The following is a 22,581-nucleotide window of genomic DNA, read 5'->3' as shown; positions in this document are numbered from 1 at the left end:
GTCAGATCCAGTGATTTCTCCGGCAATTCCCGATCACCGTGCCGCGATCGCCCGGACAGTCGGCTGCCTTGGGCGGTTTCAGCGCCCAAGGCTCCCCGTTCTTACAGGGATCGATCGCGGCGAGACTGGAGGACGGTTGGGACCTTGGCGACAAACCCCAGCGACGCTGCAAGCGCACCGTCGATTTGGCCGAACCAGGGGTTCGTCAAGGGTTCCGCGGACGGCGCAATTGGCGTGCCAACGAGGGATGTCAGCTCGTAGAGCGAGGTCGGGGCCTCGTCGACGATGTTGAGGATACGGCTATCCGCAGCCCCTGTAAGCGCCAGGTTCACCGCCGTCTCGATGTCACGATGATGGACCAGGCTCAGCTTTGTGGCGGGGTGCCATTTGAACATATCGACCAGCTTCGGAAGCATTTGTAGGTGGCCGTCATCATCACCATACACAAAGCCAAGGCGCAGGATTGACCAGATAAGGCCGCTCTGCCGCAAAACTTGCTCAGCTGCCACCTTGCTCGCCGGATAAGCCATGTTCGGTGCAACAGCATCATCTTCCCTGGCGGGGTAGGGGCTGTCGGAATTGTAGACGAGGCCCGTGCTTGCCATGATGAATCGCGCATTGGGAGCATGGGATTTCACGGCCTCGACCAGGTTCCGCGTTCCATCGACATTGGCTTTCCAGATGTCCGCCTCGTTTTGCGTGCGAAGAACGGCGGCAAGGTGGACAACAGCGGAAACGCCTTGCACGGCCCCTTCGAGCGAGGCCGGGTCGTTCAGGTCAGCCTCGACCGCAGCAACGCCGGCTGCAAGCTCCTTGCCGGCGCGCACAATCGCTCGGCAATCAAGGCCCGCGGCCACCATTCGTTTGAGAAGCCGGGTGCCGACGAGGCCGGTTCCACCCGTGACAAGAATAGTCATGTTTCATTTCCTTCCGGAGCATAGTTGTTGAGGCGTTCGGTAGCGTTCCGGAGCACGGTGGCGACGAGATCGAGCGTATCGCTGTCGACGCCATCGAATGCGATGGATAGAATGAGGGCAATCGGATCGGGCAATGTCTCCCACAAGCCTCGCCCTGTTTCGGTCAGTGCAAGAATGCGCTGGCGCTGATCCTTAGGGTCAGGCGTTTGCTCGACAAATCCCTTCCGTACAAGAGCGCTGACCACATCGCTCAACGTCGGCTTCTCGATCTGCAGCAGAGCGAGGAAGTCCCGTTGCGGCGTCGGTCCCTGATGTGCCAGCTGATAAAGAACGTACCATTGGGTCGAGCCGAGATCATACGGGCGCAGGATGCGCTCGATCATAGTCCGGCTGGCCAAATGATATTTTTTTGCCCAAGCTCCCGCAGAGTTATGGTTATCGCTCATGTAGCCCCTATATAGTTCGCTACCGAACCAAATATGTTCGGTAGCGAACTATATGTCAAGCGGTGAATTTTTTCAATCGCAACACCGTCGATACAGAAAGGCTGGCAAGCCTGAAAATGCTATCGTCGAATGAACGGTTTGGGCCGAAAATGGACGACCAGGCCATCATCTATGCACACTCTATGAAAGATGAAGCGCAAGCTCCTACCGACGAGCAACTGCGTGTCGGCGAATAAATTTGGCGAATTTTAAGAGGGGTATTTAAGTCGCTTGGTGCAGCCGTGTCCCCCTTTGAGGGGCGGCTCGTTCGGTAGCCCCGAATTCCAGCGCTGCACACAGATCATCGTTGAGTGCTGAAATGCGCAACCGTTCGGGCCACATAGGGCGGGTAGGGGGCTTGTCCGCAAGAGCATACTTGAATGGATGGTTGTCCGACGGACAAAGACACGAGGATGGCGCGCTCAGAGTTGCGATTGATCATCCGCCATTATGCCAATATCCGAAAACGTCGATGCCTAGAATACAACGGTTTCTCTGCCTCCGGAGCACCCGGGCCTGACATGCAATCCAGCATACGCCCCCACTGGCCCGAAGTTCGGGGGAAGGCATTCGGGGAAAGGCATTCGCATCCTTGCGCGGTCGATTGCTCCAGGCTGCATGCCTTTCGCTCTCGAACCTAGGGCATGTCTAGCTGTGCGGAAATGCTGGATTGAGCGATTTCGAATTCGCCATTTCCGCATCCTCCGCCCTGGCATCAATTTGACGCCCCGGGCGATGTTTGCATAAAAATAAAAGGCGGCAGTCTCTTGCCGCCTTTCTTCTATCAGCGGCAGACGCGGGTTGTTTCAATGACAACCTTGCCGTGATGACGGGTTTTTACTTTCTTGACGGTGCAGTGCGAACGATGGTCCCGTTCACGGACATGATGGCGTGGGGCAGTCCGTTCGGTGGTGGTGACCGTAACCGAAGCAGCCTGTGATTGAGACGTGAACGGCAGAATAGAAGCCACGGCCAAAGCGGATGCGATAAGTAGATTTTTCATGCAGGTACCCTTTTGATTTGCGGCTCCACAACGCTGACGACAGGATTCGGTTCCTCTCCGCACTGACATCGTCGACCATTGCGCGCGGGCCGCGTTCACAGCTACGCTGTAAGTCGCTTTCGGCGTGTGCGATGAACCTTCACCGCCGTGTCTGCCTTCTCTATCGTCGTCCGACGCTTATGACAGTGCAAAACATCACCACACCGAAACCGCCGCATGTGGCGATCAGCATCAATGAAACTTCCGCGCCGACGCTACCCATTGCCAGCGCAAACGCGACCGGCGCGATAGCGGACACGATCAGCCGTGTCGCCATCACCTTGCCTTGCAGGCGTCCGTATCCGTCGCTACCGAACAGAAAGAGTGGCAGTGTCCCTGAGACGATACTGAACAGGCCGTTTCCGCATCCGAACAACACGGCAAATGTCATGGCTCCGATCATCGATGGCGCACTTGTGGCAAGGACGACGACCGACATGGTCATAAGGCCAGCGGAGATCAGAGCCAGCATCGGTGGCGGCATGTCGCGGCCGAGGAGCATATTGACAAGACGGCCGCCGACCTGCGCAGGACCGAAAAATGTTCCGACCAGCGCCGCTGCCGCGCCTAACCCGAGCGCAGATAGCAACGGCACCATGTGAACAAGAACAGCCGAACCGACAAGCGCTTGAAGGGAAAAACCGAAGACCATGAGCGCGAAGCCGAGCCGTCTGCGTTCCGGAGGAATCGACCCGGCGACCGCCTTCGCCACCGAACTGACTGTGGCGATCAACGGCTGCCTCATCGAAATAGCAAGGCAAAGATGGATTGGCATGCAGACGAGCGCATTCATCGCCGCGAATACGAGAAAGACCTGCTGCCATGAGAGCCAGCCATGGAGTGCCGTCGTAAAGGGCCAGAAGATCGTCGAGGCAAAGCCGGCGATCAGAGTCAGGTAGGTTATGCTTCGTTGGGCGACATTCGCCGCTATCTGGACAAGAAGCGCGAAGGCAGCGCCATACTGAACGAAGTTGGCGGCCACCTCGACAACGATCAGCGACACAACGAACGAAGGCCTGTTGGGCGATAGGGCGCAGGCGACGAGCGCCATCGCCGATACGAGCGACCCGACCGTCATGACCCGACCTGCGCCTATCTGGTCAATCCATTGTCCCAGCGACGGCGATACAAGGCCGCCGATCAGGAGCGCCACCGACAACGCGCCGAACATCCATTCGACGGAGAGCCCGAAATCACGCGCCATGTCCGGCGCAAGAATCGAGAACGAATAGTAGAGGGTGCCGTAGCCGATGATCTGCGTGACACCGAGACCAAGGACGGCTCCGATCGGCAACCGGTCCGCGCTCATATGGATTTCAGGGTCGTCCGCTTTTCAAGTTCGACGGCGCTCTCCTTTCGCTCGCTGTAGCGGTCGGTGAGATAGCCCGAGGCATCACGGGTGAGCCATGTGAACTTCACCAGCTCCTCACAGACATCGACCACGCGGTCGTAATACGAGGATGGCTTCATGCGGCCATCGCCGTCGAACTGCTCGTAGGCTTTCGCGACTGAGGACTGGTTCGGGATCGTCACCATCCGCATCCACCGGCCCAGAATACGCATCTGGTTGACCGCGTTGAACGACTGGCTTCCCCCGGACACCTCCATGACAGCCAATGTCTTGCCCTGCGTCGGCCGGACGGAGCCGATCGACAGTGGAATCCAATCTACCTGAGCCTTCATGATGCCAGTCATCGCACCGTGGCGCTCCGGGCTGACCCAAACCTGACCTTCCGACCAGGCGGAAAGTTCGCGCAATTCCCTGACCTTTGGGTGATCGACGGGAGCCTCGTCGGGCAACGGCAGCCCCTTGGGATCGAAGACGCGGACCTCACATCCAAAATGTTCCAGGAGACGACGTGCCTCGTGGGCCAAGAGGCGACTGTAGGACACGTCGCGAAGCGAGCCGTAGAGGATCAGGATGCGTGGCGGATGCGTCGAGAATGGCGGACGGAGCGCTTCGAGATCGGGCTTGCGGAGATGCTCGGTGGATGCGGCACACAGATCAGACAACGCGCTTGCCCTCCGCGTCGATGACCAGTTCGCCGTCTTCCTTGGCAAAAGGCCCCTTGTGGGTGTCGGGCAGGATATCGAGGACGACTTCAGACGGTCTGCTCAGGCGCGTGCCCATCGGAGTGACCACGAACGGACGATTGATCAAGATCGGGGTGGTAAGCATGGCGTCGATCAGCTCGTCGTCGGTCAGCGCCGGATCATCGAGGCCAAACTCGGCATGAGGCGTTCCCTTTTCTCGAATGGCCTGACGGACGGTCAGTCCGGCGTCGCCGATCATGCGGACGAGCTCGGTGCGCGACGGAGGATTGTCGAGATACTCGATGACGGTCGGCTCGATCCCGGCGTTTCGGATCAGCTCGAGCGTGTTGCGCGAGGTCCCGCATGCGGGATTGTGGTAGATGGTTACGTCCATGGTCACGCCCTTTCGGCTTGAGAAACGGATGGTTGCCGCGACGGCTCGGCGAAAAGCCAACCCGCGACGAGAGCCGTGAGCGACGCCCCAATGACCTGGGCGACGACGAACAGCGGGACGTCAATTGGGCGGATTCCAGAAAACGTGTCGGTCAGGCATCGCGCTATCGCGACGGCAGGATTGGCAAACGACGTCGAGGCCGTGAACCAGTATGCCGCCGTGATGTAGAGACCAACCAGCATCGGTATACTTTCAGGTCGGTGACGCAGGCCACCGAGGATCGTCAAAACGAGCCCGCCTGTCGCGACAGCTTCCGCAAACCACTGACCCGATCCGGTTCTGACCGTCTGCGATACCTGTAGGAGCGGCAGTTCGAACATCAGGTGGGCGAGCCATGTCCCCATGATCCCGCCGACAATCTGAGCGGCGACATAAGGGCCGAGATATCGGAACGCCAGTTCACGCCGAAACGCGAAGAGGGCCGAGACGACAGGGTTGAAATGCGCTCCGGAGAGTGGGCCCAGAATGGTGATCAGGACGACGAGGACCGCACCCGTGGGAAGCGTGTTGCAAAGGAGCGCCAGCCCCTTGTCCGTCGTCAGCCGCTCGGCCATGACGCCGGACCCAACCACTGTGGCCACGAGGGCGGCCGTGCCGATCGCCTCAGCGGTTAGACGTCTCGAGAGCGTCGCGGTCATTTCGCAACACAGCAGTCCGCCACGGTCGCCGCCGGAGCGCAGATTTCGGGGTGTCCCGCGCAGCAGTCTTCCAACAGGAACTTCACGAGATCGGCCAGCGTCTCGTAGCTGGCGCTATAGACGATAGACCGCGATTCGCGGCGCTGGGAGATCAGTCCCGACCGTTCAAGTTCTTTCAGGTGGAAGCTGACGTTCGACGGCGAGACGCCCATTCGCTCGGCGATCGCGCCGGCGGCGAGCCCGTCAGGTCCCGCGACAACGAGAACCCGCACGACGGCCAGGCGCGTTTCCTGGGAGAGTGCTGAGAATGACGCCAAAGCCTGCCGTTGTTGCAAAATTCAATACTCCTTGAAATATTGAATTTTCAATTGCCACATTCCGAGCAAGTCCGCAATGGGCCAGGGGCCGACTTCCGCCTCGCGCCATACGCGGACAAACGTGAACACTTCGATCGTGACCGAAGCTTCGACATGCTGAACCTGCGACAAGGCTCAAACAACATTGAGGCCCAAGTCATGACATCACCACCAACATCCGAGACGACACCCTTTTTTGGCTGGTACGTGGTCGCGGCGACCTTTGTTCTGGCGACATTCGGCTGGGGGGTCGGTTTTTACGGGCCACCAATTTATCTGCAGATGGTAGTGCAGAGAACGGGTTGGTCCGTTGCATTCGTATCGAGCGCCGTAACGCTGCATTTCATCGTCGGCGCAGTGGTTGTAGCAAACCTCCCTCGATTGTATCGGCTTTGGAACATCCCAATCATAACCATCTCCGGAGCGGTTCTACTGGCAACGGGTGTCGTCGGTTGGTCGTCGGCATCCCAGCCCTGGCATCTGTTTGCGGCCGCTCTCCTCAGCGGCACAGGCTGGGTTGCTATGGGCGCTGCGGCGGTCAATGCCATTATCTCTCCCTGGTTCGTCCGCAGACGCCCGGCAGCCCTGTCCATGGCATATAATGGGGCGAGTGTGGGTGGCGTGATTTTCTCACCCTTGTGGGTCATTCTCATCGTGTCGAGCGGGTTTGTGCAGGCCACCATCATGGTCGGGTTTTCGATGATCCTCACCGTAGCTGCGTTGTCTGTCCTGGTGTTTTCCAAATCACCCGAGCTTATGGGTCAATCACCGGATGGAACCGGGTCGCACGTGGTGATCTCGCCGACTTCGGCCCCACTGGTTTCGTCGGGGCCGCGAAGCTCTCTGTGGAGCAATCGCCGTTTCCTCACCCTTGCGATAGCAATGGCTGCGGGATTGTTCGCCCAGATAGGACTGCTATCTCACCTATTTTCAATGGTGGTGCCACTCTTTGGATCGCAAACGGCCGGGCTGGTCATGGGCGGAGCGACCGTTGCGGCAATAGTCGGGCGCAGCGGCATCGGTTGGCTGATGCCAGCGACTGCAGATCGTCGCTTGGTGGCCTCGGCTAGCTACAGCGTTCAGATATTAGGCTCTCTGACATTGCTGTTGGCTGGCGGCGACAATGCCGCAGCAATGATCATCGGGGTCCTGCTTTTTGGCCTCGGCATTGGCAACGCAACGTCGTTGCCGCCCCTCATCGCCCAAGTCGAGTTCGACAAAGCCGATGTCACTCGTGTGGTGCCACTGATCGTCGCACTAAGCCAGGGGACCTATGCCATCGCACCCGCGGTGTTTGGCCTCGTGAGGACAATCTCCGATCCCTCCGTGTTTATCCTGGCGGCGGCGATCCAGTGTTTTGCGGTTTTGGCGTTCCTCCATGGACGACATCGATAACTGCAGTGGGCCGGATGCTGTCATTGCCGCGGAGGCTTTCCCACCAGCATGAGAATGTCTGGAAATTCAGGCTGGATTGGTTCAAAGCGCCTTCTACGCAATTGCTCCAAGTTTCCGGACCACCGGGAAAGCAGTTCGAAAAGTACGATAGACTTCCGACGAAAGCTGGATTTGCGCACTATCCAGCGCGGAACGCTCTTCATTTGTCCTGAGGCAAATTCGCGAGATATTCAAATGTCCCGCAGGCGATCCTTGAGAAACTCGATGAAGCGCTGTGTTTTCGCGGGGACGAGTTTTGTCTCGGTTACCGCGTGGATCGGTTGCGAGGCACCCTTCCAGTTCGGCAGAACGCGCTGAAGCCGTCCTGCTGCGAGGTCCTCAGCCAATACGCGTTCGGGAAGGAAGACAATGCCCTGGCCAAGGATGCCGAGCCGACGGATCATGCCGACGCTGTTCATCCGGAAACGCCCACCCACGGCGATGCTTGCCGACTTTTGACCGGAGTGAACCGTCCAGGTCGTCATGCTCGGCATGGTCAGACACTGGTGGCTTTCAAGATCAGCGGGATGTTTCGGCATGCCGTGAGCTTCGATATAGCTCGGGGCGGCGTAAAACTGCGCGCTCAGTCTGGTGATTGCGCGGCTGACCAGGTTGGGATTTTCAGGGGCGGCCATTCGGATGGCGAGGTCGAACGGCTCACCGACCAGATCGACATTACGCGACGTCAGATCAAGATCGAACGTTATGCCGGGATACAGGGACGCGAAATCAGGCAGCAACGGCGCGATATACGTCGTGGCGAAGTCGACGGACATCGATACCCTCAGCACGCCGGATGGCTGGGCAACCATGTCACCCAGTTCTTCATAGGCGATCCTGGCCTCTTCAACGATACGTCGGCTGCGCTCGAAATAGAGCTGGCCTGCTTCCGTCAATTCGATCTTGCGCGTTGTCCGGTTCAGGAGCCTAAGGCCGATCCCTTCCTCGAGAAGACCGATGCGGCGCGACAAAGTGGAGTTCGGAATACCCAGCACCTCCGCTGCGCGACGAAAACTCCGCGTCTTCACCACTTCGACAAACAGAGCCATGTCGTTGAGATAGTCCAATCGATTGCTCCATCAATGGGATAATCATTCTCATTTAGATGGGGTTATTCCATCCGTCGCGCAAGCCCATATCCGTCTCAGCAATGTTCATAGGAGACAGGTATGTCGGACATCTTCGCAAAGGTCCGCCTCGGCGGCATCGAACTCAACAATCGCCTGGTCATGGCACCGATGACGCGCTCCCGGGCAAAGCTCGATGGCACCCCAGGTGATCTCGCCGCGCAGTATTACGCGCAGCGCGCTTCCATTGGCCTCATCGTGACAGAAGGCACCCAGCCGTCGGATGACGGACAGGGTTATCTGACGACACCCGGTATCTATACGGATGCCCATGTCGAAGGCTGGAAAGCGATCGCACAAGCGGTGCACGCACAGGGCGGCCGTATTTTCCTCCAGCTCATGCACGCTGGCCGCATGTCCCATCCCGACAACACCCCGCACCATCGTCAGGGTGTTGCGCCCTCGGCGATTGCACCGGGCGCGCCGATGTTCACGGCCGCGGGCATGCAGGATATCCCGACCCCGCGCGCGCTCACCACGGAGGAGGTACGTCAGACGGTAAAGGATTTCGCGTATGCCGCGAGGCGTGCGATCGAGGCCGGAGCGGACGGTGTCGAAATCCATGGCGCGAACGGTTACCTGGTCCAGCAGTTCATCGCTGCTAGTTCCAATGTCCGCACCGACGAATACGGTGGTTCGATCGAGAACCGCGCCCGCTTCGCCATCGAAGTCGCGAAGGCGATCTCCGACGAGATCGGTCCCGAGCGGACCGCAATCCGTTTGTCCCCGAGCCTCCTGATGTGGGGCATAGACGAGGGTGCTGAAGGTCCCGACCTCTACCGCCATCTCGTTGCCGAACTCGACAAGCTGGGCCTCGCCTATATCCACATCATGCATGCAGGCAACGAGGAGCTGCTGTCGGACATCCGCAAGCTTTGGCATCAGGCACTCGTTTTGAACAGGCCGGGCCGTTCCCGCGAGCAGATCGGGACGGACATTGCCTCCGGCCTTGCGGACATCGAGGCGTATGGTCAGATGGTCCTGGCAAATCCGGACTTTGCCGAGCGCCTCGATAGCGGTGCGCCCATGAACGAAGCCGACCGCTCGACGTTCTTCGGCGGCACCGAGAAGGGCTATGTCGACTATCCCACAATGTCAGAGCTTAAAGCAGCGAAGGAGACCGAATAATGAAACGGGACACCTCGATTTCCTGGCAGCATCGCAATCCGAACACCCTCGACCTCAATGGTCTTCAAGTGGCGATCGTCGGAGGAACGGGTGGCATCGGCCGCTCGTTCGCTCAGGACCTCGCGCGACAAGGCGCGAACGTCACCGTAGTCGGGCAGACCTTCAAGGATCAGTCGATCCGCAACATCCGGTTCATGACAGCCGACCTCAGCTCAATGGCCGAGGCGAAGCGGGTGGCCGCCGAGCTCCCTGCCGAAACGCTTGACCTGGTGATCATGACGACCGGGATCATGGCAGGCCCGAAAAGGCAGGTCATCGCCGAGGGGGTCGAGCGAGATCTGGCGATCAGCTATCTGAGCCGCTACGTGATCCTGAAAGCGATCGCACATCGTCTTGGTGTCGCAAGGGCCGAGCCGCGGATGAAACCACGCGTGTTCGTTATGGGTTTCCCGGGATCGGGACAGAAGGCCAATGTTGAGGACCTCAATTCCGAGAGGGGCTATGGCCGCATGAAGGCCCACATGAATACCGTGGCGGGCAATGAGGCACTGGTTCTGGATGCCGCACGGCGCTACCCGCAGATTGATGTCTTCGGCTTGAACCCCGGTTTCGTAAAGACCGGCATTCGCGAAAATCTGTTCGGGACAAATAGGCTTCTGCTCTCCATCATCGAGGGGCTGACGAGCTTCATGACGGTGAAGCCGGAGGTTTACTCGGAAAGGATGGTTCCACTGTTGGTTTCTCCCGATCTCGAAGGGCGTTCGGGCGCGATGTTCAATAACAAGGCACAGGCGATCCTGCCGAGCCCCGCGATCGCCAATGTTTCGATGACAGGTTCGATCATCGCCGCCACAGAGACGTTATTGGGAAAGATATAGTCGTAGCTTTCGGCCACTCCCGATGGATATCCGTCGGGAGTGCTTGACTGAAATCGACGAAGGAAATGCGCCCGCGCTTCACATACTCGAAGCTTCGCCTTTGGGTAAACGCGCCGCCTCCGATCGCACCAGTTCCCACCGCTCGAGTTCGAGGAGGGCATCAGGCAATGCACGGTGTGGCGGTTCCGGCGGCTCGGTTCTCCCGATGATCTCGTTGACCAGGTTCGCTGCGACATCCTCTGAAACCGAAGACCCAAGTCCCGCCCTTGCGGCATCCATGAAGGCTTCGTCGGATTGCCTTAGGCGCAGCTCGTGGCGCGGATGTCCCGCTGCGCGAAGCAATGCGCTCAACCATTTGCCATCCCAGGACGGCGCGCTGGCACAGATGTCCTGGTCGGCCAGTGTGGCGATCATCTCGTCAACGATGGTCGAAACGTCAACGCCGTCCCTTTCAAGCTGGTCCCGCGAAATCCCGTGGATCGCCTCGGCCTCGCCCGACCAGTCGGTCCAGCCTGCTGCTGGCCTGATGAGGAATGAACGCGCGCGCCCGTCCTCGAAAACCCACGCCACCTCGACTGGGTAGCTGTGTTTGCTCAGGGAAGAGGCTTCGAAGTCCAGGAAAACGGGCATGGCGGCCGTGAATGTTGATCGTTTACGATAGGTAGGGCGGGCTACCGAATTTAGGTCGTAAGGCGTGCTTTCGACAGCCGGGAGGTCGTCAGGGTTCTTTGCGCTTGCCTCGCCAGTAATGGTCGATGATATGCTGTCCATTGCGAACGATGCGTTCGCCGATCTCGGGATCGCCGCCCTCCAAAGTATCAGGATTGCCGCCGCTCAGGCGCACGAAAAGAACCTGCTGCGTCGCGAACGTAAAGTAGTCCGCGCTCGTAGGCTCGAATTTTAGCCCGACCTCCCGGAACTTGTCAGCCACTTCGGCGGATGTGTCCTCGATGGCCTTGTAGACCTTGTCGAGCATCGCGCGTTCAGCTGCTTCCCTGATCTCCATGTACTGTCGCTGTTCGGGTGTCGGGACGGGGTAGCTCTGGGTCATTTTGTTCTCCGTTGGTGTCGGTCTTGGCGATCTCGGCGACCGCACTACCTCCTGCTCGGAATAGGGACATAGGCAGGTCAGTGCTCGGCGGTCTTGAAATCGAGATCGGCCAAACGCACCTAAGGTCCATCACCCGTTATCGATGGCCTTGCCGCAGTGACCCTGTCGCGCGCGAAGCTGTCCGGGTCTGCGAAGGGCGCTCTCCAGACATGGATCGAGCGCCCTTCGCTTTTTCTTCGTGAAATTGCGATTGTGCTTTTGGGTTCAGGTTCCACCGGATCCTCGAAATCCGAAAACGGCTGCCCATCAGTGCCGTGGTCTTGGGAAAGCAATCATGGCTTCAATCATGGGATATGTGGAGAACGGGCTATCTACCTCCGCATCCGTCAGCTCGACTGCGGACGTGCCCGCTAACAAACCGTATGAGCAGTTCACGTTTAAGCTGACAGCTCCTCGTTCTGTCGGAATGTCCCATCCAGTGAAAACGTGAGGCCACGTTCAACGCTGGTTCGCCCTAGGTCCGAACCACTCACGAAATGTATCGCTTCCGCTTGCCGTCCTCAGAGAGCAGGGGCATTTAGCCATAGCAGGTGTTCCGATGGCACCGTGTCTGCTTACCATGGTCATCCCCTGTAGCCCACCAGACCCTGTTCTGCGGCTACTCAACCGAGCTTTCTGCTACGGGGTCCAACGCAGTCAGGGATACCCGCCCGTTTTCTTCACCATCCCAATATTCGATGGATTCCGCCGAAACCTTAATGAGCACAAGGCCAACAGTGTCTGTCCCATCCGGGAACCAACGATCAAGCCCGCTAACCCAATGGTCCTCGAATTCGGATTTTTCACGCACTAAGTGGGCTTCACCTCGGATAGCAATGAAAATGCCAGGTTTGCCGAGAAGACTGGGCGGCGCGGTGAATGTGAGCGTTACTCCCGCATCGCGACTGATCTCAGCAACTTTACGGGTGTCTTCGTAAGAGAAGAACCAGGAGTCGCCATTGTATTCGACGTCGCCGTTGTTGCTCATCGGCCGAGCGGTAATTGTGCCGGAGCCTCCATTGGTACAAAGCATGCAGAAGTCGATCTTCCGGAGCTGCTTTGAAAGCCCTTCCAAGGTCATACCGGACATAAGTCCCTCCCAGATTGGTCACCGTCAAAAAACTGCCGACGTGGACAATCGTTCCCGAGATGAGACGGGGAAGGTTCGCGCGCTCACCCGTACCAAGGAAAACAATTATGGCGTGGACGGCAAAGCCACAGGGATCGCGCAGGGCACTGGCCGACATCGCCGCGACTGCCGCCCAAGCCCAATCGCGGCAATCCCTGAAACCACTTGATTTGGATTACGGCGACTGGCCGGCTCGGGTGGGCGACCCACCGGAACGTTTGACGGCGCATGTCACATAAGCCAGCTCAAAACGCCTTGCCCTTTAGCGAGAGCAAGGCGGTGGTGTGCTTGGTGATTGCACCAAAAACTCGTCTTCTATTGCGGCGGCTGACCGTTCGAAGCGGACATGCCGCCGTCCACCGGAAGATTGACCCCAGTCACAAACCGCGCGTCATCGCTGGCTAGGAACGCGATGACTGCTGCCACGTCTTCCGGCTTCCCGGGTCCTTCGAGCGCGAAACGCTCGTTAAACTTGGCGATCAGCTTGTCGTCCTTTGTCATGTCCTCGGTCATCCCGGTCTTGGTGAAGCTCGGGCAAACCGCATTCACCCGAATGCCGTCTTTCCCATGGTCCATGGCCATCGCGCGGGTCAAATTGGTGATCGCGCCCTTCGCGGCGTTGTAGGCGGCCATGCCCCAGTCCCCGCCTGTACCCGAAACAGACGAGACATTGACAATCGAACCGCCGGATGACTTGAGATGCGGGATGACTGCGCGGGAGGCGAAAAAAACGCCATCCAAGTCGGTGGCCATGACCTTGCGCCAGTCTTCGGTGGATAGCGAAGCAACGTCGCCTTGGGTGACTACGCCTGCATTGTTCACGAGAACGTCGAGCCGTCCGAACTTTTCCGTCGTCCTGGCGACGATGCTACAGACATCGGTCTCGTGGGATATGTCGGCCTCAACGACGAGCAGTCTCTCGGCAGGGTAGGGCCTCGCAACATCTTCCAGTTTGGACTTCGTGCGGCCGACCAGCGCGACCTTTGCGCCCTCGTCGAGAAACCGCTCGGCGGTCGCCTTTCCGATGCCTGAGCCTGCGCCGGTGACGATGACGACCTTATCCGCGAAACGCTGCATGAAATTCTCCTTGGATTGCAGTAGCCTCCCGGGTCGGGGAACGGGGCGGCCAAGAATTATGTTCCAAGGTCATCGGATGAGCGGCCATCGCTGCCGCGAGCATTCCGACAGCTTTTCACCGCTCCCATTCGAGAGCGATATTCTGCAACGCACGATGGGCTGGTGGTCTGGTTTCCTCTCCAAAAATAACCACCTCCACCAGTATGCTGACTTCATTTTTTGCACCTGCAACCCAAGACAGCGGCAAGCCGAAGTCAAACCCTGACATCACGCATATCCGAGAAGGTGGGATGAGAAGTCTGCTTTGACGGAACCAACTTAGATCGCTCGCATTTCCACGGCAAACACAACAGGTTCTTTCGGTATGCGTGATCTTTTTACTGGTTTGTTACTCGCTTCCTGCCTCGTGCCGTTTGGCATTGGAGGCATGAAGATTTCCTCCTATCTGATGGAGGCTCCCGCACCTCATTCATTTGCCAACCTCGATGCACCACTGTGGGCGTCGAAGGTCAAGCGGATCGATGTTAGTCAGCAAGCATACGAGAGACTTCCCGCTCTCTTGGCCCCCGACACGATGTTGGCGGGCGCTGGACAGGAAAATCGCAGCGTGCGGAAGACTGGATACGGTACTCGCGATACCGAAACAACGCCCGATGGCGTCGCTGACATAGGCGCAACAGGCACTGGGGAAGAGGTAGCCGCGACCGTGAGGGACTGGTGTGGAGCCCGTTACCGTTCGTACGATCAGGCGGATAATAGTTATCAGCCCTATGGAGGAGGCCCGCGACGCACCTGCAAGGCTCCCGGGGCGGTCGCGGCCGTTCCATTGGATAAGGGTGTCTTCCGCGAGGTTGACGCGCGGGCACGGTGGTGTATGGGCCGTTACAGCTCCTATCGCATCGAGGATAATTCGTACCAACCGTTTTCGGGCAGCAGGAAGCAGTGCGCTGGCCCGGAGGCTCAGTCGGCGAGCAATATCCCCGAGCAGCAGGCAACCTCGCTGTAGCGGAGTTTTGATGTTACAAACTCCGCCGCTCGACGCCGCTCCGCGTCAATGGTCAAGCGCTTCGACGAGCTCCAGTGCTGCATTGGTTCGGAAGTCTGCCAATGTTATCTAGTAGTCATATTTGAGTGCTAACCTTCCTTAATTAATCAGATATGACTTTAAGGCTGCGCGCTTTCTCAATCTCGTCACCGACGAAAGCAGCCTCATAGTCGCGCGCCAGCGCGCCAGAGACGCCAACCTGTCTTAAGGCATCACGCCATCCTTCCGAAACACGCTGCGCCATTGTCCGGATCGTCTCCCGCGCCTCGGCCTTTGGAATCTCGAAGAACTCGCAGGCTTCCAGTGCGAGGTTGATCGACCGATCATGGACCCCGCCCTCGAGGATCGCTGTCTCAAGATGAGGGTTGCGGTCCGGCGCCGGGTTCACGTCAAACACTGGCGATAAGCGCCACTGACCCGCCCCCACATAGAGGAAGCCGTGGTTTTTCAGGTGATCGTCCTTGTTGGATACGAGGATAGTGAAGATCAGACGCCGATAGAGCTCGCGAAAGTCAGCCATGGGGTCGGATGAATAAGACCGCATGAAATCGACGATCTCAGTATAGGAGCCCAGCTCTGCCCCTGTCTTGCCGAGTGCGGTGCGCGCGGAGATGTAAGGAATCCGAGCGGCCCCACGCCGGTCGAACCGCTGGATCAGCGCGACTGGGAACGGCGTGTCGGAGAGTTCCAGCCGTGCCTCGGGCGTGCGGATACCGCAGGCCGCCGCCAGCCGGAGGGTGGCGACCTCGACGCGCTCGATCGGCTGTTGGTCGTGGACCGAGGTGAACTTGGCCAGCCACAGCACATCGCCGTCCCTGACATTGGCTTTGGGGCGAGCGCCGCCGGAGCCACCAGCTCCGGCCAGCGCCTGCATCTCCTCGGGCGAGATCTCCTTGCCTTGCTCATAGGCGCGCGCGATCGCCGTGATGGTTTCGAGATCGACGAGACGTGGAACGGCGTCCGCTGCCTTGCCGCGAATGACCTCGCCCTTGTCATCTAGAAAACGCAACGCGCCTTGCCGGCACGCATCGTCGGAAAGCGTCAGATATTCGAACTCGTTGAGACCATTGCCATAGGCGCGTTCGAGCAGCCTGCGTCCCCAACTGTCCGGCGCCGCATCAGCGAAAACACCCGCCAATGCGTCGCGCATATTTCCGGGCTGTCCCGAAGTGTAGAATGGGCCGGCCTTAAGAGGGAAACTTGGCTGTATGGCGAAGCCGCGCGGGTTTCCGATCCATTCGGGACCATAGGCGAAGGTCGAGAATTGTCGCGGCCCGGCATGGGCGAAGCGCAATTGGCCCACCGATGTTCGGCCTTCGCCAAGCGCGACATGGGCGACGAAATCGGCCATCAGAAGGACGCCCCGTCAGGGTCGACAACGTCCCGTCGATCCTGCTCTTCTTCCGTCTGAGCCTTCTGCTTTTTCAGCCTTGCCGCGAAGGAGCGGCCACGCCGCGGTCCGTGCTCCGCTGTCAGCGCCAGACCCAGATCGTCCTTGCGGATATCGACCAGGTCAGCGAGCCGCTCCAGAAGGCCCAGCACAACAAGGATGTCGGCAAGCGTTCCAATGGCGACACCGGGATCACCCCGTTCGAGGCGGGCGATGGAACTCGGCGAGGTTCCTGCGCGCACCGCGAGATCCGCCACGGCGATACCACGCCGCAGACGCGCGTTGCGGATATCCTGGCCCAGTCGTTCCAGTGCTGGCCTCGCCTTCGGGGAGCCCATCTCAATCATCCATATCTGACGCAATAAGACCTGTTAATAGTCATATATGACGAATAATGTCCATGGTCAAGAATTCCAGTCCGTGCTCGCCCGAACCAACTTGCCTCGCTTTGGAAACCTGTGAGAGGCGGGCGTGAGCTAATGCGCCGATATTCTGGATCTCTAGCCATTGACGGTCACCGCCTGGATATAGGGCCGAATGACCGTGGCGACCGTTCCTCGCTCGGCTTGCTTGGCGATCTCGCCCGACGTCGTCTTGCGCTGGCGCAGCACTTCCTGAAGCCCTTCGATCGCCACAGATAGGCCGACCTTGTTCCGATACCGGAAACAATCGGCAATCGTCTTGGCGACGCCGAAGACCTTCACAGGCACCCTCTCGACAGGTTGGGTCTGCACCCCCTCTATCAGGAGATGATTTGTAAAACGCACCGATCGAATGGGCGTGCCGTCGGGCGTCGGGGACCAGGCCTTATGATCAAAGGCGAGCCAAACCTGCCTCCGCAGTTGATCGGTCAGCCCGTGGAACGCCAGCGCGAAAACAAGGCAAACGACGCCCTTCCTCACCAGTCAAAACCGATATTTAAGGCACCTCGCTTCAAGGAGTTTGAAGCGAAGCCATGTCTTTGCGACAGACCTGCCCGATCAACGGAAATAAGATCGCGCAAATCCCCCATCCTGTCGTCCTTGAGATTGGCATCAACTGCCATGATGACAGCTTTGAAGCCGGTGCTGATAACCATCGTCCCGGCATAGTAGTCACTTGCAACTGATGGATCGACATCAGCTGCATACCGCGCCAGCAATTCGAGAGCTTCGACAAGAAGGTGACAGGCCAACAGTGGTTGACGGGTCGCTTCGATAAGGGCAGGGCGGACGACGTCGCGAGGCTCGTTCAGTTTCATCGTTTCGATAAGCGCCAATACGCTGGCCCTATCTCTCGTCGCTGCAGCGGAGATGTCCCTTGAGATTGAATCGAGGAGAACAACAGTGATCTCATTTCCGGCACTATCGCCGCTTGAGACCAACAGTGCCATTTTGCACATGGCGATCCCGAATTCAGATGTCAGAAGTGCGGCGGTGCTTCCCGACACCTGCGGTGAACTGCGACCGATCAGGTCAAGGAGCTCATTCACCGTGTGATCAAGCAGATCCAAATCGAAACCTCCCCACTTCGATCAGAATATTCGCATTTTATTAAATATGTTAGCAAAGACTAGCGGTTGGGGCGTGCTGATTTTCGCCGGGACGAGTTGTGACGATATACCGATTCAATGAGGTCCGCCGATGCCAATGCGATCCGTGCTGTTAGTCGAAGACGAGCCCCTGATCCGCGCAGTTCTAGCTGACGCATTGATGGACGAAGGGTTTAGTGTTTCCCTTGCGTCCAATGTCCTCGAGGCCATTGGCGTGATCGGTCATAATCCGGCATTTGACATCCTGATCACGGATGTGGACATGCCAGGCGGATTGAGTGGGTTGGATCTGGCGTCCGTGGTCGCCTCACATGCACCCAACACGACCATCATCGTAATGTCGGGTCGTGCCGTAGACGAGGGGTTGCGGGATGACTGGGTTTTTATCCCTAAGCCATTTGGCGTTGATGCGATCTTGGATCTATTGAACCGGGAGATCCCTGCCAACGGGCATGTGTCGGACACCACCTCTGATCCGCTTGCCCAAGCTTCCTAGCGCAAAACCTTCACGATGATGCTGGGGTGAGGACGAATAGCAAGCGCGCTGTTACGATCTCCAAGCTCACCACGACTGATAAAACCGCCATCATCTCCCCCAATGGGAAGTCCGAGCTTTTGGCTGCGGTTTCGTGGATTTGCGGCTGGGAAGATGTGGCATGTTTGCTCCTTATCGGAAAGAACCTGACAGAAAGTCAGCGTGTTCCTCCCACAGACGATGAGTATCGTGATTGAGCCGTGATTTTATCGCCAGGCGCCATGCGATGCCTCATGCCAGCGCGGTCGCGTCCAATGCTCGCGCCATTTCTTGGAACTTCGTGTTGTCGTCACCGTTCTCTGGCGGCAACTGAAGGAGAATGATGATGGCGCACGACGAAGACGACAATGCGAAGGTCTGGGATCTGGCAGACAAGATTGGCTTCTGCATGCTGACCACGCAGACTGGCTTGGATCTCAGGGCGCGACCGATGTCCGCATATGCCGAGCGGTTGGAAAACGCATTCTATTTTTTGACAGATGTCGCAAGCCATAAGGACGCGGAGGTTTCTCGTCACCCGAATGTCTGTTTGGCCTTCGCTGACTCCAAAGGGCAGAAATACGTCTCCATTTCCGGCACTGCCGAAATCGAAAATGATCGCGAAAAAATTCGTGAGCTTTGGGCAACGCCTGCAAAGGCGTGGTGGGACAATGCCGATGACCCGTCGATCCGGATTTTGAAAGTCACCCCGTCCTCAGCCGAGTACTGGGATAGCCCCGGCACCATCATCAGCTACATCAAAATGGCTGCTGCAGCGGTCACAAGCTCCCGCCCGGATATGGGCGACACTGGCAAAGTCGAGATGTGAGTTCGCCAGTGTTTGAGAGCCACTGACGATGGAAGCGTTCGTGCAGTCAATGATGGTGCAGCTCGGTCCCTTTGGGATCGGGCTGCTCATGTTCCTGGAAAACGTTTTCCCGCCGATACCTTCCGAGTTGATCATGCCGCTTGCTGGATATCTCGCCACGCAAGGGGACATGAACATATTAACTGTCATCGCCGCCGGAACGGTCGGATCCCTCCTTGGCACGCTGCCCTGGTACTATCTCGGGCGCCGTCTCGGACATGAAGGCGTGCGCCGACTGGCAAGAACGCACGGGCGTTGGCTGACGATGTCACCATCCGACGTGGACGCGGCATCCGACCGTTTCAAACGGCACGGCAATTCGTCAGTCCTGCTCGGCAGGCTGATACCGACGGTCAGGACGCTAATCTCCGTTCCCGCAGGCGTTTCCAACATGGCTCTGGGCCAGTTCCTCGTCTTCTCGTCGATTGGAACGCTCCTGTGGACCGCCGCTCTGGCGTTTGCAGGGTTCCTCCTCGGGCAGGCCTACAGCGTCATTCAGGATTATGTCGATCCGATCTCTACTGCGGTGCTGGTCATCCTGGTCGGCGTCTACATCTTCCGGGTTGCAACATTCAAGGAGGAACCCGAGTGAGCGAGTGGCTTGCCTCTATCGGCGTCGAGCTGAACATCATCCCTCATCTGGTCGCGATGCTGGTCGCCTACGTCCTGGCCTTGCCAATCGCTTGGGATCGCGAGCGCAACGAAAGAAGTGCTGGTCTTCGCACATTCCCTCTGGTCGCGATCGCCGCATGCGGCTTCATTCAGGCGACTGAAACTGTCACTGTCGGCAATGCGGAGGCGACGGCCCGCATCGTTGAGGGCATTATCAACGGGGTCGGCTTTATCGGCGGCGGCGCTATTTTGGTCGGCAAGCTCGGAACACGCGGCACGGCGACAGCGGCAAGCATCTGGGCTACCGGAGCCATCGGCACGGCTGTGGGGCTTGGAGCGTACGACACCGCCATTGTGTTGTCGATCGTGACGTTCCTCACTCTAAGGGTCATGGCGAGCTTCAAATCGGCCAAAGCCGAGCCTGACAAGGGTGAGTAGGGTCCCCGGTGTCTGGATCTCAATCGGCCTTTATCCAGGCGGTTGGCCACGCCCAGAGACGACATCAACGTCATCCCGCCAATGGCTTTTCAATCCTTCCTACATCCTCGGAGACCCGAAAGCCTGGAAGGCCTAGGCTTATTGTAAAGTGAGGATTTCGATGCGATTTCGGTGCGGTCGATCTCAGCTCGTAAGCTGAAACTCTGTAAATTATCGTATTCATTCGGGAAAATGGTGGGCGATGAGAGACTCGAACTCCCGACATCCTCGGTGTAAACGAGGCGCTCTACCAACTGAGCTAATCGCCCTTCCGCTAACCGGGCCATGCCCGCCGCGTCGGTGGCCGTGATCTATGCGGATCGCGAAAAAACCGCAAGAGCCTTCGTGATGTTTTTTTGAATTTTTCGTCGCAATCCGACAAAAAACTGTGTGTGCAGGGAAAACGTTAGACGCGTCATCCTTTTGTCTTGAAACCTGCTTGACACCCGATCGCGAACCTCTTAGACAGCCGCCAACCGAGCGATTGAGGTCGCCCGGCCAAGAAGTTTCCCTTCTAAAGGTGGTGCTTCTTGAAGAATGTGCGGGTGTAGCTCAGTTGGTTAGAGTGCCGGCCTGTCACGCCGGAGGTCGCGGGTTCGAGCCCCGTCACTCGCGCCATTCTTCTCTCACTGATTTGACGGCTTATGTCGTTGGGTCTGCCGTAAAAGGCAAAATGCGCGGGTGTAGCTCAGTCGGTTAGAGTGCCGGCCTGTCACGCCGGAGGTCGCGGGTTCGAGCCCCGTCACTCGCGCCATTCCTATATGATTGTCCTCCTTCTTTTGAGTTGCTGTGCCTGAGGGCGGCAGCTCTGCGTATCCCGCAATTCTCCCGGTACAGATGGCCGTGCTGTCGCAGGCTTTCGAGTGAGCGCAAGGCGAGTGGGTGGTCTGCCGTTCGCAATCGCGTGATCGCACCCTTTCGCCTAGGTATTTTATTGTTCGTCTGAGGTATGTTTCTGATTCTCAGAGGCGCTTCCCGCAATACGCGAGCGGTTGCTGGAGGAGGGGACTTTTTACCTGTGTTTTCCTGCAGGTTTGCAACCAGAAAGTTTGTTCTGGCGGATCCGCCGGCATGTGGGGAATTGTCGCAGGGTCTGTTTCCTGTGCATGGAATTACCAAAGCGCAATTCCGCTGCAAACGTTGAGTTTTTCACTCCTGTTAATAACTTTTCGCGATACTTTCGAACGAATGGTATCGCAGTTTTTCAATCGTTTCAGGCTTTCCGGCGCCCTCTGCGACATTTTGTCGTCTTTCGCACCCTTATGCGTGTGAGGTGGCCTGTTAAAGCACTTGCGTGGGAAACGCTGCTGCGATAGTCACGGCTTGTTGCAATGCACGTTCGCTTGCCCGCGCATTGCCTAAAAATGCGTCGTTCGACGCTTCTTGCAGGCAGGGGTTGGATATCATGAGTGAACTTCTCGCTTCTTACATCCCGATCGCGATCTTTATCGGAATCTCCATGGTTATCGGCCTGGCGCTTTTGATAGCGCCCTTTGCTGTCGCCTATAAAGCACCCGATTCCGAGAAGCTGTCGGCTTATGAATGCGGATTCAACGCATTCGACGATGCGCGCATGAAGTTCGATATTCGATTCTATCTCGTGTCGATTCTCTTCATCATCTTCGATCTCGAAGTGGCATTCCTTTTCCCCTGGGCGGTCTCCTTCGGTGAGATCGGCTGGTTCGGCTTCTGGTCGATGATGGTCTTCCTTGCTGTTTTGACGGTCGGCTTTATCTACGAATGGAAAAAAGGAGCTCTGGAATGGGAGTAGTCGATAGCGGCAGCACCCTCGTTGCGCCTCAGCCGAAAGGCATCATTGATCCCAATACCGGCAAGCCGATCGGCAGCGACGACGCGTTTTTCGGCGAGATCAACAACGAGCTCGCCGATAAGGGCTTTCTGGTCACCTCCACGGACGAGCTGATTACCTGGGCACGTACCGGCTCGCTGATGTGGATGACCTTTGGTCTTGCCTGTTGTGCCGTCGAAATGATGCAGCTCTCCATGCCGCGTTACGACGTCGAGCGTTTCGGTTTTGCGCCGCGCGCTTCACCGCGCCAGTCCGACGTGATGATCGTTGCCGGTACGCTGACCAACAAGATGGCGCCTGCACTCCGCAAGGTCTACGACCAGATGCCGGAGCCGCGCTACGTCATTTCGATGGGTTCCTGCGCCAATGGCGGTGGCTATTACCATTATTCCTATTCGGTGGTGCGCGGCTGTGACCGCGTCGTGCCGGTCGATATTTATGTGCCGGGCTGTCCTCCCACGGCAGAAGCGCTGCTTTACGGCGTGCTCCTGCTGCAGAAGAAAATCCGCCGCACCGGCACGATCGAACGCTAGGGGCTGAAGGAG

Annotated in this window: 28 protein-coding genes, 3 tRNA genes and 1 pseudogene; 13 read left to right on the top strand and 19 right to left on the bottom strand. The window is 58.2% G+C overall.

Going from position 1 to position 22,581, the window contains the following annotated elements:
- Positions 1-101: 101 nt before the first annotated feature.
- From FHP24_RS02835 to FHP24_RS02795, 8 genes are all read right to left on the bottom strand, one after another.
- Positions 102-917, bottom strand: a complete 816-nt coding sequence (locus tag FHP24_RS02835; protein WP_139672556.1) for an NAD-dependent epimerase/dehydratase family protein — start codon at positions 915-917, stop codon at positions 102-104.
- On the bottom strand, positions 914-1,300 hold the full coding sequence (locus FHP24_RS02830) for a MarR family winged helix-turn-helix transcriptional regulator (RefSeq protein WP_210237803.1): 387 nt from the start codon (positions 1,298-1,300) through the stop codon (positions 914-916). The genes FHP24_RS02835 and FHP24_RS02830 overlap by 4 nt, the downstream gene beginning before the upstream one ends.
- Before the next feature lie 886 nt (positions 1,301-2,186).
- Positions 2,187-2,405 (bottom strand): hypothetical protein, encoded by a 219-nt coding sequence (locus FHP24_RS02820; RefSeq protein ID WP_139672550.1) that lies wholly within the window; start codon positions 2,403-2,405, stop codon positions 2,187-2,189.
- Positions 2,406-2,565: 160 nt separating this feature from the next.
- Positions 2,566-3,753, bottom strand: a complete 1,188-nt coding sequence (arsK, locus tag FHP24_RS02815) for an arsenite efflux MFS transporter ArsK (protein ID WP_139672547.1) — start codon at positions 3,751-3,753, stop codon at positions 2,566-2,568.
- Positions 3,750-4,457, bottom strand: a complete 708-nt coding sequence (gene arsH, locus FHP24_RS02810) for an arsenical resistance protein ArsH (protein ID WP_139672544.1) — start codon at positions 4,455-4,457, stop codon at positions 3,750-3,752. The genes arsK and arsH overlap by 4 nt, the downstream gene beginning before the upstream one ends.
- Entirely contained in the window at positions 4,450-4,872 is a 423-nt protein-coding gene (arsC, locus tag FHP24_RS02805; protein WP_139672541.1) for an arsenate reductase (glutaredoxin), read from the bottom strand. Before arsC ends, arsH begins: the two co-directional genes overlap by 8 nt.
- A 2-nt stretch (positions 4,873-4,874) precedes the next feature.
- Positions 4,875-5,570 (bottom strand): aquaporin, encoded by a 696-nt coding sequence (locus FHP24_RS02800; RefSeq protein ID WP_139672538.1) that lies wholly within the window; start codon positions 5,568-5,570, stop codon positions 4,875-4,877.
- Positions 5,567-5,905 carry an ArsR/SmtB family transcription factor gene (locus FHP24_RS02795; RefSeq protein ID WP_139672535.1) on the bottom strand — a complete coding sequence of 113 codons (339 nt, stop codon included), beginning with the start codon at positions 5,903-5,905 and terminating at the stop codon, positions 5,567-5,569. Before FHP24_RS02795 ends, FHP24_RS02800 begins: the two co-directional genes overlap by 4 nt.
- A 135-nt stretch (positions 5,906-6,040) precedes the next feature.
- Here FHP24_RS02795 and FHP24_RS02790 point away from each other — a divergent pair, with 135 nt between their 5' ends.
- The gene (locus FHP24_RS02790) at positions 6,041-7,321 is read left to right on the top strand and encodes an MFS transporter (protein ID WP_246091574.1); all 1,281 of its coding nucleotides are present in this window, start codon (positions 6,041-6,043) and stop codon (positions 7,319-7,321) included.
- 230 nt (positions 7,322-7,551) lie between these two features.
- Here the strand turns inward: FHP24_RS02790 and FHP24_RS02785 are convergent, their stop codons facing one another.
- On the bottom strand, positions 7,552-8,427 hold the full coding sequence (locus tag FHP24_RS02785; RefSeq protein ID WP_139672532.1) for a LysR family transcriptional regulator: 876 nt from the start codon (positions 8,425-8,427) through the stop codon (positions 7,552-7,554).
- A 102-nt stretch (positions 8,428-8,529) separates the two neighbouring features.
- Between FHP24_RS02785 and FHP24_RS02780 the strand changes: the two genes are divergently transcribed.
- Together FHP24_RS02780 and FHP24_RS02775 are read left to right on the top strand one after the other, a co-directional pair.
- Entirely contained in the window at positions 8,530-9,615 is a 1,086-nt protein-coding gene (locus tag FHP24_RS02780) for an alkene reductase (RefSeq protein ID WP_139672529.1), read from the top strand.
- Positions 9,615-10,493, top strand: a complete 879-nt coding sequence (locus tag FHP24_RS02775) for an SDR family NAD(P)-dependent oxidoreductase (protein WP_139672526.1) — start codon at positions 9,615-9,617, stop codon at positions 10,491-10,493. Before FHP24_RS02780 ends, FHP24_RS02775 begins: the two co-directional genes overlap by 1 nt.
- A 78-nt stretch (positions 10,494-10,571) precedes the next feature.
- Here FHP24_RS02775 and FHP24_RS02770 read toward each other — a convergent pair whose 3' ends face one another.
- The 3 genes from FHP24_RS02770 to FHP24_RS02760 form a co-directional block, all read right to left on the bottom strand.
- A complete protein-coding gene (locus FHP24_RS02770) occupies positions 10,572-11,123 on the bottom strand; it encodes a 3'-5' exonuclease (protein ID WP_139672523.1) in 552 nt (183 codons plus the stop codon).
- An 88-nt stretch (positions 11,124-11,211) separates the two neighbouring features.
- Positions 11,212-11,544, bottom strand: coding sequence for a hypothetical protein (locus tag FHP24_RS02765; RefSeq protein WP_139672520.1), 333 nt, complete (start codon positions 11,542-11,544; stop codon positions 11,212-11,214).
- Between the two features lie 658 nt (positions 11,545-12,202).
- Positions 12,203-12,673 carry a pyridoxamine 5'-phosphate oxidase family protein gene (locus FHP24_RS02760; RefSeq protein ID WP_139672517.1) on the bottom strand — a complete coding sequence of 157 codons (471 nt, stop codon included), beginning with the start codon at positions 12,671-12,673 and terminating at the stop codon, positions 12,203-12,205.
- A 107-nt stretch (positions 12,674-12,780) separates the two neighbouring features.
- On the opposite strand from FHP24_RS02760, the gene FHP24_RS28610 reads away from it, so the two are divergent.
- Complete coding sequence (locus tag FHP24_RS28610; protein WP_180355859.1) at positions 12,781-12,951, top strand: hypothetical protein; 171 nt, start codon at positions 12,781-12,783, stop codon at positions 12,949-12,951.
- A 76-nt stretch (positions 12,952-13,027) separates the two neighbouring features.
- Here FHP24_RS28610 and FHP24_RS02755 read toward each other — a convergent pair whose 3' ends face one another.
- Together FHP24_RS02755 and FHP24_RS28605 are read right to left on the bottom strand one after the other, a co-directional pair.
- A complete protein-coding gene (locus FHP24_RS02755; protein ID WP_139672514.1) occupies positions 13,028-13,789 on the bottom strand; it encodes an SDR family NAD(P)-dependent oxidoreductase in 762 nt (253 codons plus the stop codon).
- Between the two features lie 115 nt (positions 13,790-13,904).
- A complete protein-coding gene (locus FHP24_RS28605) occupies positions 13,905-14,057 on the bottom strand; it encodes a hypothetical protein (RefSeq protein WP_180355858.1) in 153 nt (50 codons plus the stop codon).
- 96 nt (positions 14,058-14,153) lie between these two features.
- Between FHP24_RS28605 and FHP24_RS02750 the strand changes: the two genes are divergently transcribed.
- Entirely contained in the window at positions 14,154-14,795 is a 642-nt protein-coding gene (locus FHP24_RS02750) for a BA14K family protein (RefSeq protein WP_139672512.1), read from the top strand.
- 142 nt (positions 14,796-14,937) lie between these two features.
- Here the strand turns inward: FHP24_RS02750 and FHP24_RS02745 are convergent, their stop codons facing one another.
- From FHP24_RS02745 to FHP24_RS02730, 4 genes and pseudogenes are all read right to left on the bottom strand, one after another.
- Positions 14,938-16,185 (bottom strand): type II toxin-antitoxin system HipA family toxin, encoded by a 1,248-nt coding sequence (locus tag FHP24_RS02745; protein WP_139672509.1) that lies wholly within the window; start codon positions 16,183-16,185, stop codon positions 14,938-14,940.
- On the bottom strand, positions 16,185-16,562 hold the full coding sequence (locus FHP24_RS02740; RefSeq protein ID WP_139672506.1) for a helix-turn-helix domain-containing protein: 378 nt from the start codon (positions 16,560-16,562) through the stop codon (positions 16,185-16,187). Before FHP24_RS02740 ends, FHP24_RS02745 begins: the two co-directional genes overlap by 1 nt.
- 162 nt (positions 16,563-16,724) lie before the next feature.
- A pseudogene (locus tag FHP24_RS29370) lies at positions 16,725-17,120 on the bottom strand (type IV toxin-antitoxin system AbiEi family antitoxin domain-containing protein); the annotation flags it as partial.
- Positions 17,121-17,122: 2 nt separating this feature from the next.
- Positions 17,123-17,716 carry a cyclodeaminase/cyclohydrolase family protein gene (locus FHP24_RS02730; protein ID WP_139672503.1) on the bottom strand — a complete coding sequence of 198 codons (594 nt, stop codon included), beginning with the start codon at positions 17,714-17,716 and terminating at the stop codon, positions 17,123-17,125.
- A gap of 130 nt (positions 17,717-17,846) precedes the next feature.
- Here FHP24_RS02730 and FHP24_RS02725 point away from each other — a divergent pair, with 130 nt between their 5' ends.
- The 4 genes from FHP24_RS02725 (at position 17,847) to FHP24_RS02710 (ending at position 20,187) form a co-directional block, all read left to right on the top strand.
- Positions 17,847-18,251, top strand: coding sequence for a response regulator (locus tag FHP24_RS02725; protein WP_139672500.1), 405 nt, complete (start codon positions 17,847-17,849; stop codon positions 18,249-18,251).
- A 361-nt stretch (positions 18,252-18,612) separates the two neighbouring features.
- Entirely contained in the window at positions 18,613-19,098 is a 486-nt protein-coding gene (locus FHP24_RS02720; RefSeq protein ID WP_394344586.1) for a pyridoxamine 5'-phosphate oxidase family protein, read from the top strand.
- Between the two features lie 49 nt (positions 19,099-19,147).
- Entirely contained in the window at positions 19,148-19,729 is a 582-nt protein-coding gene (locus FHP24_RS02715; protein ID WP_246091660.1) for a DedA family protein, read from the top strand.
- Positions 19,726-20,187 carry an MgtC/SapB family protein gene (locus FHP24_RS02710; RefSeq protein WP_246091573.1) on the top strand — a complete coding sequence of 154 codons (462 nt, stop codon included), beginning with the start codon at positions 19,726-19,728 and terminating at the stop codon, positions 20,185-20,187. The genes FHP24_RS02715 and FHP24_RS02710 overlap by 4 nt, the downstream gene beginning before the upstream one ends.
- A 232-nt stretch (positions 20,188-20,419) precedes the next feature.
- Here FHP24_RS02710 and FHP24_RS02705 read toward each other — a convergent pair.
- Positions 20,420-20,495 (bottom strand) — tRNA-Val (locus FHP24_RS02705).
- Between the two features lie 272 nt (positions 20,496-20,767).
- Between FHP24_RS02705 and FHP24_RS02700 the strand changes: the two genes are divergently transcribed.
- The 4 genes from FHP24_RS02700 (at position 20,768) to FHP24_RS02685 (ending at position 22,569) form a co-directional block, all read left to right on the top strand.
- Positions 20,768-20,844 (top strand) — tRNA-Asp (locus FHP24_RS02700).
- A 59-nt stretch (positions 20,845-20,903) separates the two neighbouring features.
- Positions 20,904-20,980: transfer RNA gene (locus FHP24_RS02695), tRNA-Asp, on the top strand.
- 651 nt (positions 20,981-21,631) lie between these two features.
- The gene (locus tag FHP24_RS02690) at positions 21,632-21,997 is read left to right on the top strand and encodes an NADH-quinone oxidoreductase subunit A (RefSeq protein WP_112457281.1); all 366 of its coding nucleotides are present in this window, start codon (positions 21,632-21,634) and stop codon (positions 21,995-21,997) included.
- The gene (locus tag FHP24_RS02685; protein WP_112457282.1) at positions 21,988-22,569 is read left to right on the top strand and encodes a NuoB/complex I 20 kDa subunit family protein; all 582 of its coding nucleotides are present in this window, start codon (positions 21,988-21,990) and stop codon (positions 22,567-22,569) included. Before FHP24_RS02690 ends, FHP24_RS02685 begins: the two co-directional genes overlap by 10 nt.
- The last annotated feature ends 12 nt before the right edge of the window (positions 22,570-22,581 follow it).

It is taken from the genome of Aliirhizobium smilacinae (genome assembly GCF_006335145.1).
Classification (GTDB): domain Bacteria; phylum Pseudomonadota; class Alphaproteobacteria; order Rhizobiales; family Rhizobiaceae; genus Neorhizobium; species Neorhizobium smilacinae.
The sequence above is the reverse complement of the archived record's forward strand: the minus strand, read 5'-3'. Positions and strand labels throughout refer to the sequence as shown.

Bases quoted from the DNA above. Each gene is read 5' to 3' on its own strand.
- FHP24_RS02760 (WP_139672517.1), bottom strand. From the start codon at position 12,673: ATGTCCGGTATGACCTTGGAAGGGCTTTCAAAGCAGCTCCGGAAGATC.
- arsC (WP_139672541.1), bottom strand. From the start codon at position 4,872: ATGGACGTAACCATCTACCACAATCCCGCATGCGGGACCTCGCGCAAC.
- FHP24_RS02800 (WP_139672538.1), bottom strand. From the start codon at position 5,570: ATGACCGCGACGCTCTCGAGACGTCTAACCGCTGAGGCGATCGGCACG.
- FHP24_RS02685 (WP_112457282.1), top strand. From the start codon at position 21,988: ATGGGAGTAGTCGATAGCGGCAGCACCCTCGTTGCGCCTCAGCCGAAA.
- FHP24_RS02750 (WP_139672512.1), top strand. From the start codon at position 14,154: ATGCGTGATCTTTTTACTGGTTTGTTACTCGCTTCCTGCCTCGTGCCG.
- FHP24_RS02765 (WP_139672520.1), bottom strand. From the start codon at position 11,544: ATGACCCAGAGCTACCCCGTCCCGACACCCGAACAGCGACAGTACATG.
- FHP24_RS02790 (WP_246091574.1), top strand. From the start codon at position 6,041: ATGCTGAACCTGCGACAAGGCTCAAACAACATTGAGGCCCAAGTCATG.
- FHP24_RS28610 (WP_180355859.1), top strand. From the start codon at position 12,781: ATGGCGTGGACGGCAAAGCCACAGGGATCGCGCAGGGCACTGGCCGAC.
- FHP24_RS02830 (WP_210237803.1), bottom strand. From the start codon at position 1,300: ATGATCGAGCGCATCCTGCGCCCGTATGATCTCGGCTCGACCCAATGG.
- FHP24_RS02775 (WP_139672526.1), top strand. From the start codon at position 9,615: ATGAAACGGGACACCTCGATTTCCTGGCAGCATCGCAATCCGAACACC.
- arsK (WP_139672547.1), bottom strand. From the start codon at position 3,753: ATGAGCGCGGACCGGTTGCCGATCGGAGCCGTCCTTGGTCTCGGTGTC.
- FHP24_RS02690 (WP_112457281.1), top strand. From the start codon at position 21,632: ATGAGTGAACTTCTCGCTTCTTACATCCCGATCGCGATCTTTATCGGA.
- FHP24_RS28605 (WP_180355858.1), bottom strand. From the start codon at position 14,057: ATGTCAGGGTTTGACTTCGGCTTGCCGCTGTCTTGGGTTGCAGGTGCA.
- FHP24_RS02740 (WP_139672506.1), bottom strand. From the start codon at position 16,562: ATGGGCTCCCCGAAGGCGAGGCCAGCACTGGAACGACTGGGCCAGGAT.
- FHP24_RS02745 (WP_139672509.1), bottom strand. From the start codon at position 16,185: ATGGCCGATTTCGTCGCCCATGTCGCGCTTGGCGAAGGCCGAACATCG.
- FHP24_RS02770 (WP_139672523.1), bottom strand. From the start codon at position 11,123: ATGCCCGTTTTCCTGGACTTCGAAGCCTCTTCCCTGAGCAAACACAGC.
- FHP24_RS02755 (WP_139672514.1), bottom strand. From the start codon at position 13,789: ATGCAGCGTTTCGCGGATAAGGTCGTCATCGTCACCGGCGCAGGCTCA.
- FHP24_RS02720 (WP_394344586.1), top strand. From the start codon at position 18,613: ATGATGGCGCACGACGAAGACGACAATGCGAAGGTCTGGGATCTGGCA.
- FHP24_RS02835 (WP_139672556.1), bottom strand. From the start codon at position 917: ATGACTATTCTTGTCACGGGTGGAACCGGCCTCGTCGGCACCCGGCTT.
- FHP24_RS02780 (WP_139672529.1), top strand. From the start codon at position 8,530: ATGTCGGACATCTTCGCAAAGGTCCGCCTCGGCGGCATCGAACTCAAC.
- FHP24_RS02725 (WP_139672500.1), top strand. From the start codon at position 17,847: ATGCCAATGCGATCCGTGCTGTTAGTCGAAGACGAGCCCCTGATCCGC.
- FHP24_RS02715 (WP_246091660.1), top strand. From the start codon at position 19,148: ATGATGGTGCAGCTCGGTCCCTTTGGGATCGGGCTGCTCATGTTCCTG.
- FHP24_RS02820 (WP_139672550.1), bottom strand. From the start codon at position 2,405: ATGAAAAATCTACTTATCGCATCCGCTTTGGCCGTGGCTTCTATTCTG.